Genomic DNA, 16,327 nt, shown 5'->3' with positions numbered 1-16,327 from the left:
CGGCCCGTGGGCGCCGCGGGCGAGATTACCCGCCCGCCGCGCTCGCGGTATCACCGGCCCGGCACCGGGTCAGTGCGCGTTTCCGCTCACTCACCCGTCGCCTTCGCGATGATCTCCTTCGCCACGCTCGCGGGAACCTCGGCGTAGGAGTCGAACTGCATGCTGTAGCTAGCCCGGCCCTGGGTCTTCGACCGCAGGTCGCCGACATAGCCGAACATCTCCGACAGCGGCACCAGGGCCCGGACGATGCGAGCGCCGCTGCGCTCCTCCATCGCCTGGATGATGCCCCGGCGGGAGTTGAGGTCGCCGATCACGTCGCCCATGTTCTCCTCGGGCGTCGTGACCTCGACCGACATCATCGGTTCGAGCAGTGCCGGATCGGCCTTGCGGGCCGCGTCCTTCAGCACCATCGAACCGGCGATCTTGAAGGCCATTTCCGACGAGTCGACCTCGTGGTACTGGCCGTCCAGCAGGGTCAGCTTCACACCCACCAGCGGGAAGCCGGCGAGGATGCCGTACTGCATGGCGTCCTGGGCACCGGCGTCCACCGACGGGATGAACTCCCTCGGGATCCGCCCACCGGTGACCGCGTTCGCGAACTCGTACGTCGGCGAGTCGTTGTCCAGCGGCAGCGGCTCGAGGCTGACGATGACCCGGGCGTACTGCCCCGAACCACCGGTCTGCTTCTTGTGGGTGTACTCGATCTTCTCCACCTTGCGGCGGATGGTCTCCCGGTACGCCACCTGCGGCTTGCCGATGTTCGCCTCGACGTTGAACTCGCGGCGCATCCGGTCCACCAGGATGTCCAGGTGCAGCTCGCCCATGCCGGAGATGACCGTCTGGCCGGTCTCGTCGTCGAGCTTGACCCGGAAGGTCGGGTCCTCCTCGGCGAGCCGCTGGATGGCGGTGCTCAGCTTCTCCTGGTCGGCCTTGGTCTTCGGCTCGATCGCGACCTCGATGACCGGCTCCGGGAAGGTCATCGACTCCAGGATGACCGGGTTCGCCGGGTCGCAGAGGGTGTCACCGGTGGTGGTCTGCTTCAGGCCCTGGACCGCGATGATGTCGCCAGCCTTGGCGGAGCTGCGCTCCTCCCGCTTGTTGGCGTGCATCTGGTAGATCTTGCCGATCCGCTCCTTGCGGTCCTTGGTGGAGTTGACCACCTGGGACCCGGACTCGACCACGCCGGAGTAGACCCGGAAGTAGGTCAGCTTGCCCAGGTGCTTGTCGGTCTGGATCTTGAACGCGAGACCGGAGAACGGCTCCGACGTCGACGGCTTGCGCTGCAGGGGGGTCTCGCCGTCGGCGGCCGTGCCCTCGATCGCCGGGATGTCCAGCGGCGACGGCAGGTAGGCGACCACCGCGTCGAGCATTGGCTGGATGCCCTTGTTCTTGAACGCGGTGCCGCAGAGCACCGGGTTGGCCTTGCCGTCGATGGTGGCGCGGCGGATGCCGGCCTGGATGTCCTCGACCGAGAGTTCCTCGCCCTCGAGGTACTTCTCCATCACCGAGTCGTCGACGTCGGCCAGGGTCTCCAGCAGCTTCTCGCGCCACTCGGCGGCGGTCTCCGCCAGCTCGGCCGGGATCTCCTCGACCGCGTAGTCCTCGCCCTTCTGGGTCTCCCCGCGCCAGGTGAGGGCACGCATGCCGACGAGGTCCACCACGCCGATGAAGTCGGACTCGGCGCCGATCGGCACCTGCAGCACCAGCGGGGTGGCGTTGAGCCGGTCGATCATCATCTGCACGCAGCGGAAGAAGTCCGCCCCGGTCCGGTCCAGCTTGTTGACGAAGCACATCCGGGGGACGTTGTACTTGTCGGCCTGACGCCAGACGTTCTCCGTCTGCGGCTCCACGCCGGCGACACCGTCGTAGACGGCCACCGCACCGTCGAGGACCCGCAGCGACCGCTCGACCTCGACCGTGAAGTCGACGTGGCCGGGCGTGTCGATGATCTGGATCGTGTGGCCCTTCCACTCGCACTTGGTGGCGGCGGAGGTGATGGTGATGCCCCGCTCCTGCTCCTGCTCCATCCAGTCCATGACGGCGGCGCCCTCGTGGACTTCACCGATCTTGTAGGTGATGCCGGTGTAGAACAGGATTCGCTCGGTGGTAGTGGTCTTACCGGCATCGATGTGCGCCATGATGCCGATGTTGCGTACGTTGGCGAGCGCGTCTGCGGCGGCCACTTCAATCCCTACTTGTCGTCTCGTCGGTGTGATCGCGACCGTTGCCGGGCTCCGGCGCGGCGGACCGCACCGGAACCCGGAGGCCGTTACCAGCGGTAGTGCGCGAAGGCCTTGTTGGACTCGGCCATCTTGTGGGTGTCCTCACGCCGCTTCACGGCGGCGCCGAGACCGTTGCTCGCGTCGAGCAGCTCGTTCATCAGCCGCTCGACCATCGTCTTCTCCCGGCGGGCGCGGGAGTAGGTGACCAGCCAGCGCAGTCCCAGCGTGGTGGCGCGCTGCGGCTTGACCTCGACCGGCACCTGGTAGGTCGCGCCACCGACCCGGCGGCTGCGCACCTCCAGGGTCGGCTTCACGTTGTCCATCGCCCGCTTGAGCGTGACCACGGGGTCGGTGCCGGACTTCTCCCGGCAGCCCTCCAGGGCCTCGTAGACGATGCGCTCGGCGAGCTGACGCTTGCCGCGGAGCAGGATCTTGTTCACCAGCTGGGTGACCAGCGGGGAGTTGTACACCGGGTCCGCGACCAGCGGACGGCGCGGAGCAGGGCCCTTACGCGGCATGTCAGCTCTTCTCCTTCTTCGCGCCGTAGCGGCTGCGGGCCTGCTTGCGGTTGCGGACACCCTGGGTGTCCAGCGAACCGCGAACGATCTTGTAACGCACGCCCGGAAGGTCCTTCACCCGGCCACCGCGGACCAGCACGAGGGAGTGCTCCTGGAGGTTGTGCCCGACGCCCGGGATGTAGGCGGTCACCTCGATCTGGCTGCTGAGCTTCACCCGAGCGACCTTGCGCAGCGCGGAGTTCGGCTTCTTGGGGGTGGTGGTGTACACGCGCGTGCACACGCCGCGCCGCTGAGGACTCCCCTTCAGCGCCGGCGTCTTGGTTTTGGTCGTCTTCGCCTGGCGGCCCTTGCGGACCAACTGCTGGATCGTGGGCACCGGGTTTTCCGCTCCCTTCGGCCGCTCTCTGCGACCGCGCCGTGTGTCTTAGCCCCCCGCACGGGTGACTCTCTTACCTTCCAACCAGGGCCGCCTCTGGACGGTCCCGGCACCCGCGGTCGGGCGTGTCGCCCGCTCGCGGTTTCCGCCGCCACTTGTCGACGCCGGATTCCAGCCCGTCGGCACGCTGGGGCGTAGCCGACTCGTTTCGACTTTGTCGTGACGGTGCTCGATTGCCACCAAGTGGGCTCGGGCACACGCACGAGTTGCCCGGGCATGCCCGGGCACGAGAGGAAAGAGTACCTACCGTGAGTGGGCACGTCAAAACAGGACTCCGGGAGGTTGTCGACCAACCCCCGGCCAGGCCCGGATCTCCGCGTCGCTCCCGAGAAGCACTGCCGGTTTTCAAGTGTACCGGCTGGTCTCGCGATCGGCCCGTCGGCCCGGTAACCCGACATCCGCCCGCCCCGCCGGGCCGTCGGCGACGGCACTCAGACCAGTTGCAGCAGCACCGCCACGGCCAGCGCGATCACGGTGAGTGCCAGGCCGACGGCGGCACAGCTGATCCCGGCGATCGCCAGGCCCCGGCCGGTGAACCGGACCGGCGGTGCCGTGGCGCCCGGCGCGGCTGCGGGCGCCGGGTGTCGGCGACCGGGCCAGAGCGCCCGACCGCCGGGCGAGGTCTGCCGGCGCCCCAACTCCCCCAGCAGTACGCCGGTCACCCCGAGCAGCCCGGCGAGTACCGCGAAGGCTCCCGCCACCCAGCCACCCCAGTCCGCCGGGCTGCTGCCGGCGAGGCCGAGGCAGCCTCCGGCGAAGGCGACCAGCACGGATCCGACCCCGGTGACCAGCGAGGCCACCGCCGGCCCCGAGGTGACCGGAGCCACCTCCAGATGCACCAGGCCGAACGGCGTACCCGGGACGGCGTCCACCCGGCTGGGCGCGCGGAGCGACTCCTGCGGCGGCGCCGGCACCGCGCCGAACCGCCCGCCGCCGGCCAGGCCCGCTCCGCCGGCCGGCCCGCTCGTCCCGGGGTACCCGGCCGGCGCCGCCTGCGCGTCGGTCCGGAACGCCTCCGGCATCGGGTACGCCGCACCGGTGGCCGCCCCCCGCACCCCCACCGACGTCGGGCCGGAGGTCGGCGCCGCCGGGCCGGAGGTCGTACCCGACCAGGCCGCGCCGGGGTTCGTTGCCGCCGGAGCCGGCGTGCCCGGCTCGGGGCGGGCCCACTCGCTCGCCGCCGGACCCGGCTGTCCCGAGGCGCTCGGCACCGGCAGCGGCGCATCCGTCGGCAGCGCGTACGAGGGCTCGTGGTAGCGAGGCTGGTCCCCGGCCGGCTGCCCCGGTGTCTCGTCCGCCGCGCGCTGCACCCCGGGTGGCTGCGCCTCCTCCGTCACGGAACTCCCCCTGCAACCACCGAGCCGCCAACCATGGCGGAACCGACCGGTCGAGGAGAATCCGTCGACCGGGCCCGACACGTCGTGCCAAGGTCAGGTTACCGCCGCGCGGCCCACCACCGCCGGTCCGGTTACGTCCGGTGGTTCGGCCGGGTACCCGGCGCCGCCGGGCCGGTCAGTCGACCCCGGGGGCGAAGTCCTGGCCGACCGAGCCGTCGGCCCACCGGACCACACCGATCACGGTCGCCGTCACCACCGCCGTCGCGGCGAGGACGAGCCCGGCCCAGGCCAGCCGCTCACCGCGACGCAGCCAGGCGGCACCGGTCAGATAGCCCCCGGACGCGTACGCCTCGCGGCGGGCCTGCCGGGCCAGCAGCATCGCGACCGTCGCCGGGACGATGCCCCCGACCATCGGACCGGTCAGCAGCGCCACCAGGCCGAGGACGAAGACCGCCCGCGACTTCGTGGAGCGCACCGGGTCCGGGTCGAGGGGATGCCGTGTGGCCGGGCCGGCGGTCGGCATGGTGGTCACCAGGCCAGCCTACCCAACCGGGGAACCACGGCCGGAAAAAGCGAGGCGCCCCGCCCGTCAACCGACGGGCGGGGCGCCTCGGAGATGTCGCCTTAGCGGTACGACCCGAAGTCGAAGTCGTCCAGCGGCACAGCCTGGCCGCTGGCCGGCCCGAACCCGTAGTCCGTCTCCGGATAGCCGGTCATCGAGTAGACCTTGGCCTTCGCCTCCTCGGTCGGCTCGACCCGGATGTTGCGGTACTTGCTGATGCCCGTACCGGCCGGGATGAGCTTACCGATGATGACGTTCTCCTTGAGACCGATCAGCGAGTCGCTCCGGGCGTGGATCGCCGCGTCGGTGAGCACCCGGGTGGTCTCCTGGAAGGACGCCGCCGACAGCCACGAGTCCGTGGCCAGCGAGGCCTTGGTGATACCCATCAGCACCGGCCGGCCCGCCGCGGGCTCGCCGCCCTCGGAGACGAGTCGGCGGTTCTCCGACTCGAAGAGCGCCCGGTCGACCAGCACACCCGGCAGGAACTCGGTCGCGCCGGAGTCGATCACCGTCACCCGCTTGAGCATCTGGCGGATGATGATCTCGATGTGCTTGTCGTGGATGAGCACACCCTGCGACCGGTAGACCTCCTGGACCTCCTGGGTCAGGTGGACCTGGACCGCCCGCGGGCCGAGGATCCGCAGCAGCTCGTGCGGGTCGATGGTGCCCTTGGTCAGCTTCTGGCCGACGTCGACGTGATCACCGTCGTGTGCCTGGAGCGGCACCCGCTTGGAGATCTTGTCGTACACGATCTCGTCGCTGCCGTCGTCCGGCACCACGATGATCTTGCGCGACCGCTCGCCGTCCTCGATCCGGATCCGGCCCGGGGTGTCGGCGATCGGCGCCTTGCCCTTCGGGATCCGGGCCTCGAAGATCTCCTGGACCCGGGGCAGACCCTGGGTGATGTCCTCACCCGCGACACCACCGGTGTGGAAGGTACGCATCGTGAGCTGCGTGCCCGGCTCACCGATCGACTGGGCGGCGATGATGCCGACCGCCTCGCCGACATCCACGGTCTTGCCCGTCGGCAGCGAGCGGCCGTAGCACGCCCCGCAGACGCCGAGCTTGGACTCGCAGGTGAGCACGCTGCGGACCCGTACGGTGTCCACCCCGGCCGCCACGATCTTGTCGACCAGGATCGTGTTGATGTCCGCACCCCGCTCGGCGACCAGGTTGCCGTCCGGCCCCTTGATGTCGTCGGCCAGGGTACGGGCGTGCACGCTGGTCTCCACGTGCTCGTGCGCGACCAGCCTGCCGTCGAGCTGGGTCGCGATCTGCATCGGGATGGCGCGGTCGGTGCCGCAGTCCTCCTCGCGGATGATCACGTCCTGCGAGACGTCCACCAGACGACGGGTCAGGTAACCCGAGTCGGCGGTACGCAGCGCCGTGTCGGCGAGACCCTTCCGGGCACCGTGCGTGGAGATGAAGTACTCCAGTACGGAGAGACCCTCCCGGTAGCTGGCCTTGATCGGCCGCGGGATGATCTCGCCCTTCGGGTTGGCCACCAGACCACGGATCGCGGCGATCTGGCGGAGCTGGAGCAGGTTACCGCGGGCACCCGAGTTGATCATCTTCCACAGCGGGTTCTCCTGCGGCAGCGCGGTCTCCATCTCCTTGGCGACCTCGTTGGTCGCCTTGGTCCAGATCTCGATGAGTTCGCCGCGACGTTCCTCGGCGGTCATCAGACCCCGCTGGTACTGCTTGTCGATCCGCTCGGCTTCCTTCTCGTACCGCTCCAGGATGTCCCGCTTGCGCGGCGGCGCGATGACGTCCTCCATGCCGATCGTCACGCCGGACCAGGTGGCCCAGTGGAAACCGGCCTCCTTGAGCCCGTCGAGCGTCGCAGCCAGCGCCACCTTCGGGAACCGCTCGGCGAGATCGTTGACGATCGCGGAGAGCTGCCCCTTGCGGATCTCGTAGTTCACGAACCGGTAGCCCTGCGGCAGGGTCTCGTTGAAGAGCACCCGCCCCAGCGTGGTCTCCACGGTCAGCGGCTCACCCGGTACCCACTCCTCCGGAGCGGTCCACCGCGAGGCGCCGGGCCCGTTGTCCACCTCACTCACACCGCGCAGCCGGATCTTCACCGGGGTCTGCAGGTGCAGCTCACCGTTGTCGAACGCCATCCGCGCCTCGGCGTCCGAGCTGAACACCCGGCCCTCGCCGATCTCACCGGGGGTGAGGTGGGTGAGGTGGTAGAGGCCGATGACCATGTCCTGGGTGGGCATGGTGACCGGCTTGCCGTCGGCCGGCTTGAGGATGTTGTTCGACGAGAGCATCAGGATCCGGGCCTCGGCCTGCGCCTCGGCGGACAGCGGCACGTGTACCGCCATCTGGTCGCCGTCGAAGTCCGCGTTGAACGCGGTGCAGACCAGCGGGTGGATCTGGATCGCCTTGCCCTCGACGAGCTGCGGCTCGAACGCCTGGATGCCCAGCCGGTGCAGGGTCGGCGCCCGGTTCAGCAGTACCGGGTGCTCGCCGATGACCTCTTCCAGCACGTCCCAGACGACCGGCCGCTGCCGCTCGACCATCCGCTTCGCGGACTTGATGTTCTGTGCGTGGTTGAGGTCGACCAGCCGCTTCATCACGAACGGCTTGAACAGCTCCAGCGCCATCTGCTTGGGCAGGCCGCACTGGTGCAGCTTGAGCTGCGGACCCACCACGATCACCGAACGACCGGAGTAGTCGACCCGCTTGCCGAGCAGGTTCTGCCGGAACCGGCCCTGCTTGCCCTTGAGCATGTCCGACAGCGACTTCAGCGGCCGGTTACCCGGGCCGGTGACCGGACGACCCCGACGACCGTTGTCGAAGAGCGCGTCCACGGCCTCCTGGAGCATCCGCTTCTCGTTGTTGACGATGATCTCGGGCGCGCCGAGGTCGATCAGTCGCTTGAGCCGGTTGTTCCGGTTGATCACGCGGCGGTAGAGGTCGTTCAGGTCCGAGGTCGCGAACCGGCCACCGTCGAGCTGCACCATCGGGCGCAGGTCCGGCGGGATCACCGGTACGCAGTCCAGCACCATGCCGAGCGGCGAGTTGCGGGTGTTCAGGAACGCCGCCACGACCTTGAGTCGCTTGAGCGCCCGGATCTTCCGCTGCCCCTTGCCGGTACGGATGATCTCGCGGAGGTTATCCGCCTCGGCGTCCAGGTCCATGTTCTGGACCAGCGCCTTGATCGCCTCGGCGCCCATCCCACCGGTGAAGTACTCGCCGAACCGGTCCCGCAGCTCGCGGTAGAGCAGTTCGTCGGTGACGAGCTGCTTCGGCTCCAGCTTGCGGAAGGTGTCCAGCACCTCGTCGAGGCGGTCGATCTCGCGCTGCGCCCGGTCGCGGATCTGGCGCATCTCGCGCTCTCCGCCCTCCTTGACCTTGCGCCGCACGTCGGCCTTGGCACCCTCGGCCTCCAGCTCGGCCAGGTCGGCCTCGAGCTTGGCGGCCCGCTTCTCGATCTCCGAGTCGCGGCTGTTCTCGGCCTGCCGCTTCTCGGCCAGGATCTCGTTCTCCACCGTCGACAGGTCACGGTGCCGCGCCTCCGTGTCGACGCTGGTGACAACGTACGACGCGAAGTAGATGATCTTTTCGAGGTCCTTCGGCGCCAGGTCGAGCAGGTAGCCCAGCCGGCTCGGCACACCCTTGAAGTACCAGATGTGCGTCACCGACGCGGCCAGCTCGATGTGGCCCATCCGCTCACGCCGTACCTTGGAGCGGGTCACCTCGACGCCGCAGCGCTCGCAGATGATGCCCTTGAACCGGACCCGCTTGTACTTACCGCAGTAGCACTCCCAGTCCCGCTGCGGACCGAAGATCTTCTCGCAGAAGAGCCCGTCCTTTTCCGGCTTCAGGGTGCGGTAGTTGATCGTTTCAGGCTTCTTGACCTCGCCGTGCGACCACTGACGGATGTCGTCGGCGGTGGCCAGGCCAATCCGCAACTCGTCGAAGAAGTTGACGTCGAGCACGTTATATGTCCCTCGTGTCGTGTCGTTTTACCGCTAGCTCACCGGGCCGGGGGTTCGGGGCGGTTCGACCCGCCCCGAACCCCACAACCTCACACCTCTTCGACCGAGCTCGGCTCGCGCCGGGACAGGTCGATGCCGAGCTCCTCCGCGGCGCGGAAGACCTCGTCGTCCGTCTCGCGCATCTCCAGGGCCACACCGTCGCTGGAGAGCACCTCTACGTTGAGGCACAGCGACTGCAGCTCCTTGAGCAGCACCTTGAAGGACTCCGGGATGCCCGGTTCGGGAATGTTCTCGCCCTTGACGATGGCCTCGTAGACCTTGACCCGGCCAAGGACGTCGTCGGACTTGATCGTCAGCAGCTCCTGGAGCGCGTACGCGGCGCCGTACGCCTGCATCGCCCAGCACTCCATCTCACCGAACCGCTGGCCACCGAACTGCGCCTTACCACCCAGCGGCTGCTGCGTGATCATCGAGTACGGGCCGGTCGACCGAGCGTGGATCTTGTCGTCGACCAGGTGGTTCAGCTTGAGGATGTAGATGTAGCCGACCGCGATCGGGTCGGGCAGCGGCTCGCCGGAACGTCCGTCGAAGAGCTGCGCCTTGCCGCTCGCGCCGATCAGCTGCTTGCCGTCCCGGTTGGGCAGGGTCGACGAGAGCAGACCGGAGATCTCCTCCTCCTTGGCGCCGTCGAAGACCGGCGTCGCCACGTTGGTGTCCGGCTCGGACTCGTGCGCGTCGATCGAACGCAGCGCCCGCTTCCAGTCGGCGTCGTCACCCTGCACCTGCCAGCCGGTCTTGGCGACCCACCCGAGGTGGGTCTCCAGCACCTGGCCGATGTTCATCCGGCTCGGCACGCCGAGCGGGTTGAGCACGATGTCGACCGGGGTGCCGTCCTCCAGGAACGGCATGTCCTCGACCGGCAGGATCTTCGAGATGACGCCCTTGTTGCCGTGCCGGCCGGCGAGCTTGTCGCCGTCCTGGATCTTCCGCTTCTGCGCCACGTAGACCCGGACCAGCTCGTTGACGCCCGGCGGCAGCTCGTCGCCGTCCTCCCGGCTGAACGTCCGTACGCCGATGACCGTGCCGGTCTCGCCGTGCGGCACCTTCAGCGAGGTGTCCCGGACCTCGCGCGCCTTCTCGCCGAAGATCGCGCGGAGCAACCGCTCCTCCGGGGTCAGCTCGGTCTCGCCCTTGGGCGTGACCTTGCCGACCAGGATGTCGCCGGTGACGACCTCGGCGCCGATCCGGATGATGCCGCGCTCGTCGAGGTCGGCGAGCATTTCCTCGCTGACGTTCGGGATGTCGCGGGTGATCTCCTCCGGACCGAGCTTGGTGTCCCGGGCGTCGACCTCGTGCTCCTCGATGTGGATCGAGGTGAGGGCGTCCTGCTGGACGAGGCGCTGCGACAGGATGATCGCGTCCTCGTAGTTGTGGCCCTCCCACGGCATGAACGCGACCAGCAGGTTGCGGCCGAGCGCCATCTCGCCGTCGTCGGTGCACGGACCGTCCGCGATGACCTGGCCCGCCTCGACCCGGTCGCCCTCGAAGACGACCGGCTTCTGGTTGACGCAGGAGCCCGCGTTGGAGCGACGGAACTTGTGCAGGAGGTAGGTACGCCGGTGGCCGTCGTCCTGGTGCACCGTCACGTAGTCGGCGCACAGGTCCTCGACCACGCCGCCGACCTCGGCGACGACCACGTCACCGGCGTCGACCGCGGCCCGGTATTCCATCCCGGTACCGACCAGCGGCGCCTCGGCCTTGACCAGCGGCACCGCCTGGCGCTGCATGTTCGCGCCCATCAGTGCCCGGTTGGCGTCGTCGTGCTCGAGGAACGGGATCATGGCGGTGGCGACCGACACCATCTGGCGCGGCGACACGTCCATGTAGTCGACCGCGGTGGGAGCGACGTAGTCGACCTCACCGCCCTTCCGGCGGACCAGGACCCGGTCCTCGGCGAAGGTGCCGTCCGCACGCAGCGCGGTGTTGGCCTGCGCCTTGACGAACCGGTCCTCCTCGTCGGCGGTCAGGTAGTCGATCTGGTCGGTGACCCGACCCTCGACGACCTTCCGGTACGGCGTCTCGATGAAGCCGAACGGGTTGACCCGGCCGAAGGTCGACAGGGCGCCGATCAGGCCGATGTTCGGGCCTTCCGGCGTCTCGATCGGGCACATCCGGCCGTAGTGCGACGGGTGCACGTCCCGGACCTCGAAGCCGGCCCGCTCCCGGGACAGACCACCCGGGCCGAGCGCGCTCAGCCGGCGCCGGTGGGTCAGGCCCGCCAGCGGGTTGGTCTGGTCCATGAACTGGGACAGCTGCGACGTACCGAAGAACTCCTTGATCGCCGCCACGACGGGACGGATGTTGATCAGGGTCTGCGGCGTGATCGCCTCGACGTCCTGGGTGGTCATCCGCTCGCGGACCACCCGCTCCATCCGGGAGAGGCCGACCCGAACCTGGTTCTGGATCAGCTCGCCCACCGTACGGAGCCGGCGGTTGCCGAAGTGGTCGATGTCGTCGGCCTCGTAGCCCTCCTCACCGGCGTGCAGCCGGCAGAGGTACTCCACGGTGGCGACGATGTCGTCCTCGGTCAGCGTGCCGGTGTTGATCGGCACGTCCAGTTCGAGCTTCTTGTTGAACTTGTATCGACCGACCTTGGCGACGTCGTACCGCTTCGGGTTGAAGAAGAGGTTGTCGAGCAGGGTCTGGGCGTTCTCCCGCGTCGGGGGCTCGCCCGGCCGGAGCTTGCGGTAGATGTCGAGCAGCGCCTCGTCCACCCCGGCGATGTGGTCCTTCTCCAGGGTGGTCATCATCAGCTCGGACCAGCCGAACCGCTCACGGATCTGCTCGTTGGTCCAGCCGATCGCCTTGAGCAGGACGGTGACGGCCTGCCGGCGCTTACGGTCGATGCGGACACCCACGGTGTCGCGCTTGTCGATGTCGAACTCCAACCAGGCACCCCGGCTCGGGATGACCTTGACGCTGGAGAGATCGCGGTCGGAGGTCTTGTCCGGCTGCTTGTCGAAGTAGACGCCCGGGGACCGGACGAGCTGGCTGACCACCACGCGCTCGGTGCCGTTGATGATGAAGGTGCCCTTCGGCGTCATCATCGGGAAGTCACCCATGAACACCGTCTGGCTCTTGATCTCGCCGGTGGTGTTGTTGGTGAACTCCGCGGTCACGAACAGCGGGGCGCAGTAGGTCAGGTCCTTCTCCTTGCACTCCTCGATCGAGGCCTTGACCTCGTCGAAGCGCGGCGCGGAGAAAGAGAGCGACATAGTGCCAGAGAAGTCCTCAATGGGACTGATCTCGTCGAGGATCTCGGCGAGACCCGATCGAGCGTGCGGGTCGTCGGCCGACCGGCCCTGCCAAGCCTCGTTGCCGACCAGCCAGTCAAACGACTCGTTCTGGATGGCGAGGAGGTTGGGGACCTCGAGGTGTTCGGTAATCCTGCCGAAGGAGATTCGGCGGGGCGCGAAAGCGCTCGACGTACGACTGGTCTTCGCAGGGCGGGAAGCTGCCAAGATGCGTCCTTCCGAGGACCGGTGCTGCTAGATGCGGCTGTCACGCGTGCACTCCAATGGCCCCACTCCAAACGCCCAAAACTGGACATTCCGAGCAGGGGTCAAGTCGGAAGGCAGCGCAAACTAGCAGTGTAGCCGAGCGGCTAACCGCTGTCCAGCCCACCACGGCAGGGCGTTGCAGAACGTGTCGCCAACCGCTGGCTGGCGCGCGCTGAGCGCGCTCACACGTCCCGCACGCATCCCGCTAGGCCTCGTAGGAACCAGCGGCTCGTGGTGCTGCCGTGGCCCTTACCCAGGTGTCGGCCGTCGCAAGCGCGGAAGGTCTTGCTGATGTCAGCGTGCCTGCCGGTTCGTGCCGCGTCAAGGGCTGATGCCCGGGTCGGGCGACCTCTTTGCCCGGGTCGCCATCCGAGCCTGGCCGGCCGGACGGGCCCGCTACAGCCGTCCGAGGCGTCAAAGCCCTGATCATCGACGGTCGCAGCCAGTCAGCGGACGGAGACGGGCGGCGATCCGGCGCCGGATCGCCGCCCGTCGGCGACATTGCTGTGCGTCAGCTCACTAGACCGACGCGGGCCGCCCCCGGTGGCCCGTACCCCTGCGACTCCCGCTCGGCGGAACGGAGAGCTGGTCGGTACGGGCGCACCGGGCGCGGCGTGGAGCGGGAACTACTTGAGGGTGACCTTCGCGCCCTCGGCCTCGAGCTTGGCCTTGGCCTTGTCGGCGGCCTCCTTGTTGGCCTTCTCCAGGACCGGCTTCGGCGCGGCCTCGACGAGGTCCTTGGCCTCCTTCAGGCCCAGGCCGGTCAGCTCACGCACGACCTTGATGACCTGGATCTTCTTGCCGCCGTCAGCCTCCAGGATGACGTCGAACTCGTCCTGCTCCGGCTCGGCCTCGGCGGCCGGGGCCGCCGGGCCACCGGCGGCGACGGCCACCGGCGCGGCGGCGGTCACGTCGAAGGTGGTCTCGAACTGCTTCACGAACTCCGAGAGCTCGATCAGCGTCATCTCCTTGAACGCGTCGAGCAGCTCTTCGGTGCTGAGCTTCGCCATGGTGTCTGGCGTCCTTTCCTAATTTCTTACACGAATATCGGGGTACCGGAGGGCTGGCCGCTCAGGCCTGCCCCTCCTTCTCACGCTTGTCCTGCAGGGCAGCCGCCAGGCGGGCGGTCTGCGCCAGCGGCGCCTGGAACAGGGCAGCGGCCTTGCTCAGGCTGCCCTTCATCGCGCCGGCCATCTTGGCCAGCAGCACCTCACGGGACTCGAGGTCGGCGAGCTTGTTGACCTCGTCCGCGGTGATCGCCCGGCCCTCGAAGACGCCACCCTTGATGACGAGCTTCGGGTTGGCCTTCGCGAACTCCCGCAGACCCTTCGCCGCCTCGACCACGTCGCCGGAGACGAAGGTCAGCGCGGTAGGACCGGTGAACAGCTCGTCGAGGCCGGCAATGCCAGCGTCCGTCGCGGCACGCTTGGCCAGCGTGTTCTTCGCCACCTCGTAGGTCGTGTCCCGACCGAGCGAGCGGCGTAGCTGGGTGAGCTGGGAAACCGTCAGCCCGCGGTACTCGGTGAGCACGGTGGCGCCCGAGTTGCGGAAGTGTTCGGTGAGCTCGGCGACGGCGGTGGCCTTGTCGGCCCGAACCGGCTTGTCCGCCATGTCCCTCCTCTCTCGTTACTCCAGGCTGACCACGCCCGATCGGCCGGCGGCGCGATCGGAGCCCGGGTGCGGATCGGAGGTTCCGCCACAACGAGAGAAGCCCCGGCGCAGGGCGCACGGGGCGGGGAAGGTCATGCGGACACGACCTGGCACGCTACCGTCTCCCCCTGCGCGGGCCGCCCGTCGAGCGGGACCTTCGACCGTGCCGGGGCACGGTGACCAGCGGTCTCTGGGTTAAAACGTCGGCCAGGCTAACCTGGCCGGCTTATCAGAGTACGCGACGCCGGCCGTGACGACCAAATCACCCCGGGTGCTCCGGCTCACGTCCGGCCCCGCACCAGCCCACCTGACGTCGTGCCGGGTCACGCCCGGCGGCGACGAAGCCAGGCGTAACCGGTCAGCGCCACCGCGCTCCAGAGCAGGGCGTGTCCGGTCAACAGGGCCATCGACCCGACGGTCGGGCCGGCGGTGCTGGCCCGGGCGGTGGCGAGTACCGGCGGCGCGATCCAGGGCAGCACCGACTCCTTCAGCCCGAACACGTACACCCCGACCACGCCGCCGACCAGGGCGGTCAGCCCGTACAGCGGACTGCTGGTCGCCGCCCGGCTGGCCAGCGCGCCGAGCGCGACGGCCGCCGGCAGGACCAGCAGGTGCACCCAGAGCCCCACCGCCAGGCCCAGTGCGAGCGGCAGGTCACCGGCCCGCTGCGGTCCGGTGACCCCGCCCAGCAGCCAGGGCAGCAGCAGCGCGACCGGGATCAGGGCCAGCCCGGCCAGCCCGGCGGCGACCACCCCGCCGGCCAGTTCCGCCCTCCGGCCGGCGGCGACCACGGCGAGCCGGCGCTGGGTGTCCGGCTCGGTGTCCAGCAGCAGCTTGGCCTGCCAGGCGAGGACCGGGAAGAGCACCACGGCGGAGACCCCGTACGCCTCGGCGGCCTGCGCGGCGCCGCCGCCGTACAGCACGCTGAGCGCGACCAGCCCGGCGATCAGCGGCGGCAGCGCCCGGGCGGTCCGGACGAAGCCCGCCAGCCGCATCCGGGCCAGCGCGGTCACGACGCCTCCCCGGCGGTCGCGACGGGATTCCCCAACTGCCCGCCCCCGTCGACCGCCCCCGGCGCAGCGGCTGACCGGTCCGGCACGTCGGAAACACCCGGCGCGGCCTGGACAGCGGGAGCTGCCGGGGTGGCGGGGACGACCTGCGTGCCAGGAACAGCCTGCGCGGCGGGAACGACCTGCGTGCCAGGAACGGATGAGGCGCTGGGGACGGCCGGGGGGTCACCGTCGCCGGCGGTCGGCTCGGCGGGGCGTACCCGGAGGATCTGGTGGCCGGCGCGGCGGAGCGCGGCGACCGTCTCCAGGGCCTGGGCGGCCGGCACCGCGATCTCCACCACCGAGGTCGCGGCCCCGCTGATCCGCCGCTCGGCGACGGCCGGCGGTGCGGCCGACACACTCGCGGTGGGTACCCCCGCGAGTTGCCGCTCGGCGGCAGCCGGAGACAGCACGGTCACCGTCCCGTCGGCGACGCTCCACCGCGCGGCGTGCGGCAGCCGCACGGTCTCGCCGCGATGGTCGCTGACCAGCACCGCACCTCCGTCGGTGAGCACCTCCCCGATCAGCTCGGGCACCAACTCCCTGGTGGGCCCGTCCAGCCCCTCCCAGGGTTCGTCCAGGACGAGCAGACCGGGCGGGCGGAGCAGGGCCTGGGCCAGCCCGACCTTCTGGGCGGTGCCCTTGGAGAGCGCCGGCAGCCGGACATCGCGGTACGCGGCCAGCCCGAGGCGCTCGATCCAGCCGGTCACGGTACGGGCCGTCGCCGCGGCCGAGAGCCCCCGGATCCGACCCATCCCGGTGAGGTACTGGTCTACGGTGTACGGCTGGTCGGCCGGAAACCGCTCCGGCACCCAGCCCACCGTGCCGGGACGGTCGCGGACCACGCCCCGGGTCGGGTCGAGTACGCCGACGGCCACCTGGAGCAGCGTCGACTTGCCCACGCCGTTGCGGCCGAGCACCACGGCGCTCTGCCCGGGGCCGATCTCCACCTCGACCGCGCGCAGCACCCAGGGGGCGCGGGCGCCGTACCGCAGCCAGACCTGATCCAGTCGCACGGATAGCAGAGTGCCACAGCGGCGCCC

11 protein-coding genes are annotated in these 16,327 nt (G+C 69.6%); all 11 read right to left on the bottom strand.

The genetic code is table 11. The features are described from left to right. Window positions 1–86 precede the first annotated feature (86 nt). On the bottom strand, window positions 87–2,183 hold the full coding sequence (fusA, locus tag V1634_RS02780; RefSeq protein ID WP_331206147.1) for an elongation factor G: 2,097 nt from the start codon (window positions 2,181–2,183) through the stop codon (window positions 87–89). Window positions 2,184–2,269: 86 nt separating this feature from the next. Further along, entirely contained in the window at window positions 2,270–2,740 is a 471-nt protein-coding gene (rpsG, locus tag V1634_RS02775; RefSeq protein WP_101368149.1) for a 30S ribosomal protein S7, read from the bottom strand. Between the two features lies 1 nt (window position 2,741). After that, window positions 2,742–3,116, bottom strand: a complete 375-nt coding sequence (rpsL, locus tag V1634_RS02770) for a 30S ribosomal protein S12 (protein ID WP_331206146.1) — start codon at window positions 3,114–3,116, stop codon at window positions 2,742–2,744. 491 nt (window positions 3,117–3,607) lie between these two features. Continuing rightward, complete coding sequence (locus V1634_RS02765) at window positions 3,608–4,513, bottom strand: phage holin family protein (protein ID WP_331206145.1); 906 nt, start codon at window positions 4,511–4,513, stop codon at window positions 3,608–3,610. A 175-nt stretch (window positions 4,514–4,688) separates the two neighbouring features. Further along, window positions 4,689–5,036 carry a hypothetical protein gene (locus tag V1634_RS02760; protein WP_331206242.1) on the bottom strand — a complete coding sequence of 116 codons (348 nt, stop codon included), beginning with the start codon at window positions 5,034–5,036 and terminating at the stop codon, window positions 4,689–4,691. Between the two features lie 101 nt (window positions 5,037–5,137). Further along, a complete protein-coding gene (locus tag V1634_RS02755) occupies window positions 5,138–9,025 on the bottom strand; it encodes a DNA-directed RNA polymerase subunit beta' (RefSeq protein WP_331206144.1) in 3,888 nt (1,295 codons plus the stop codon). Window positions 9,026–9,114: 89 nt separating this feature from the next. Then, a complete protein-coding gene (rpoB, locus tag V1634_RS02750; RefSeq protein ID WP_107260913.1) occupies window positions 9,115–12,546 on the bottom strand; it encodes a DNA-directed RNA polymerase subunit beta in 3,432 nt (1,143 codons plus the stop codon). 665 nt (window positions 12,547–13,211) lie between these two features. Further along, window positions 13,212–13,595 carry a 50S ribosomal protein L7/L12 gene (rplL, locus tag V1634_RS02745; protein WP_101368154.1) on the bottom strand — a complete coding sequence of 128 codons (384 nt, stop codon included), beginning with the start codon at window positions 13,593–13,595 and terminating at the stop codon, window positions 13,212–13,214. A gap of 61 nt (window positions 13,596–13,656) precedes the next feature. Then, the gene (gene rplJ, locus V1634_RS02740) at window positions 13,657–14,196 is read right to left on the bottom strand and encodes a 50S ribosomal protein L10 (protein WP_331206143.1); all 540 of its coding nucleotides are present in this window, start codon (window positions 14,194–14,196) and stop codon (window positions 13,657–13,659) included. A 362-nt stretch (window positions 14,197–14,558) separates the two neighbouring features. Continuing rightward, window positions 14,559–15,248: a hypothetical protein gene (locus V1634_RS02735; protein ID WP_331206142.1), complete on the bottom strand. Its 690-nt coding sequence runs from the start codon at window positions 15,246–15,248 to the stop codon at window positions 14,559–14,561. Further along, window positions 15,245–16,300 carry an ATP-binding cassette domain-containing protein gene (locus V1634_RS02730; RefSeq protein WP_331206141.1) on the bottom strand — a complete coding sequence of 352 codons (1,056 nt, stop codon included), beginning with the start codon at window positions 16,298–16,300 and terminating at the stop codon, window positions 15,245–15,247. The genes V1634_RS02735 and V1634_RS02730 overlap by 4 nt, the downstream gene beginning before the upstream one ends. Between the last annotated feature and the right edge of the window lie 27 nt (window positions 16,301–16,327).

It is taken from the genome of Plantactinospora veratri (assembly GCF_036421995.1).
GTDB lineage: Bacteria > Actinomycetota > Actinomycetes > Mycobacteriales > Micromonosporaceae > Plantactinospora > Plantactinospora veratri.
Note: the sequence above shows the minus strand (reverse complement) of the source record. Positions and strands in the feature narration are given on the sequence as shown.

What these genes read in the sequence shown, in the direction of transcription:
- rplJ (WP_331206143.1), bottom strand. Translation starts at nt 14,196, where the DNA reads ATGGCGGACAAGCCGGTTCGGGCCGACAAGGCCACCGCCGTCGCCGAG.
- rplL (WP_101368154.1), bottom strand. Translation starts at nt 13,595, where the DNA reads ATGGCGAAGCTCAGCACCGAAGAGCTGCTCGACGCGTTCAAGGAGATG.
- rpsG (WP_101368149.1), bottom strand. Translation starts at nt 2,740, where the DNA reads ATGCCGCGTAAGGGCCCTGCTCCGCGCCGTCCGCTGGTCGCGGACCCG.
- V1634_RS02760 (WP_331206242.1), bottom strand. Translation starts at nt 5,036, where the DNA reads ATGCCGACCGCCGGCCCGGCCACACGGCATCCCCTCGACCCGGACCCG.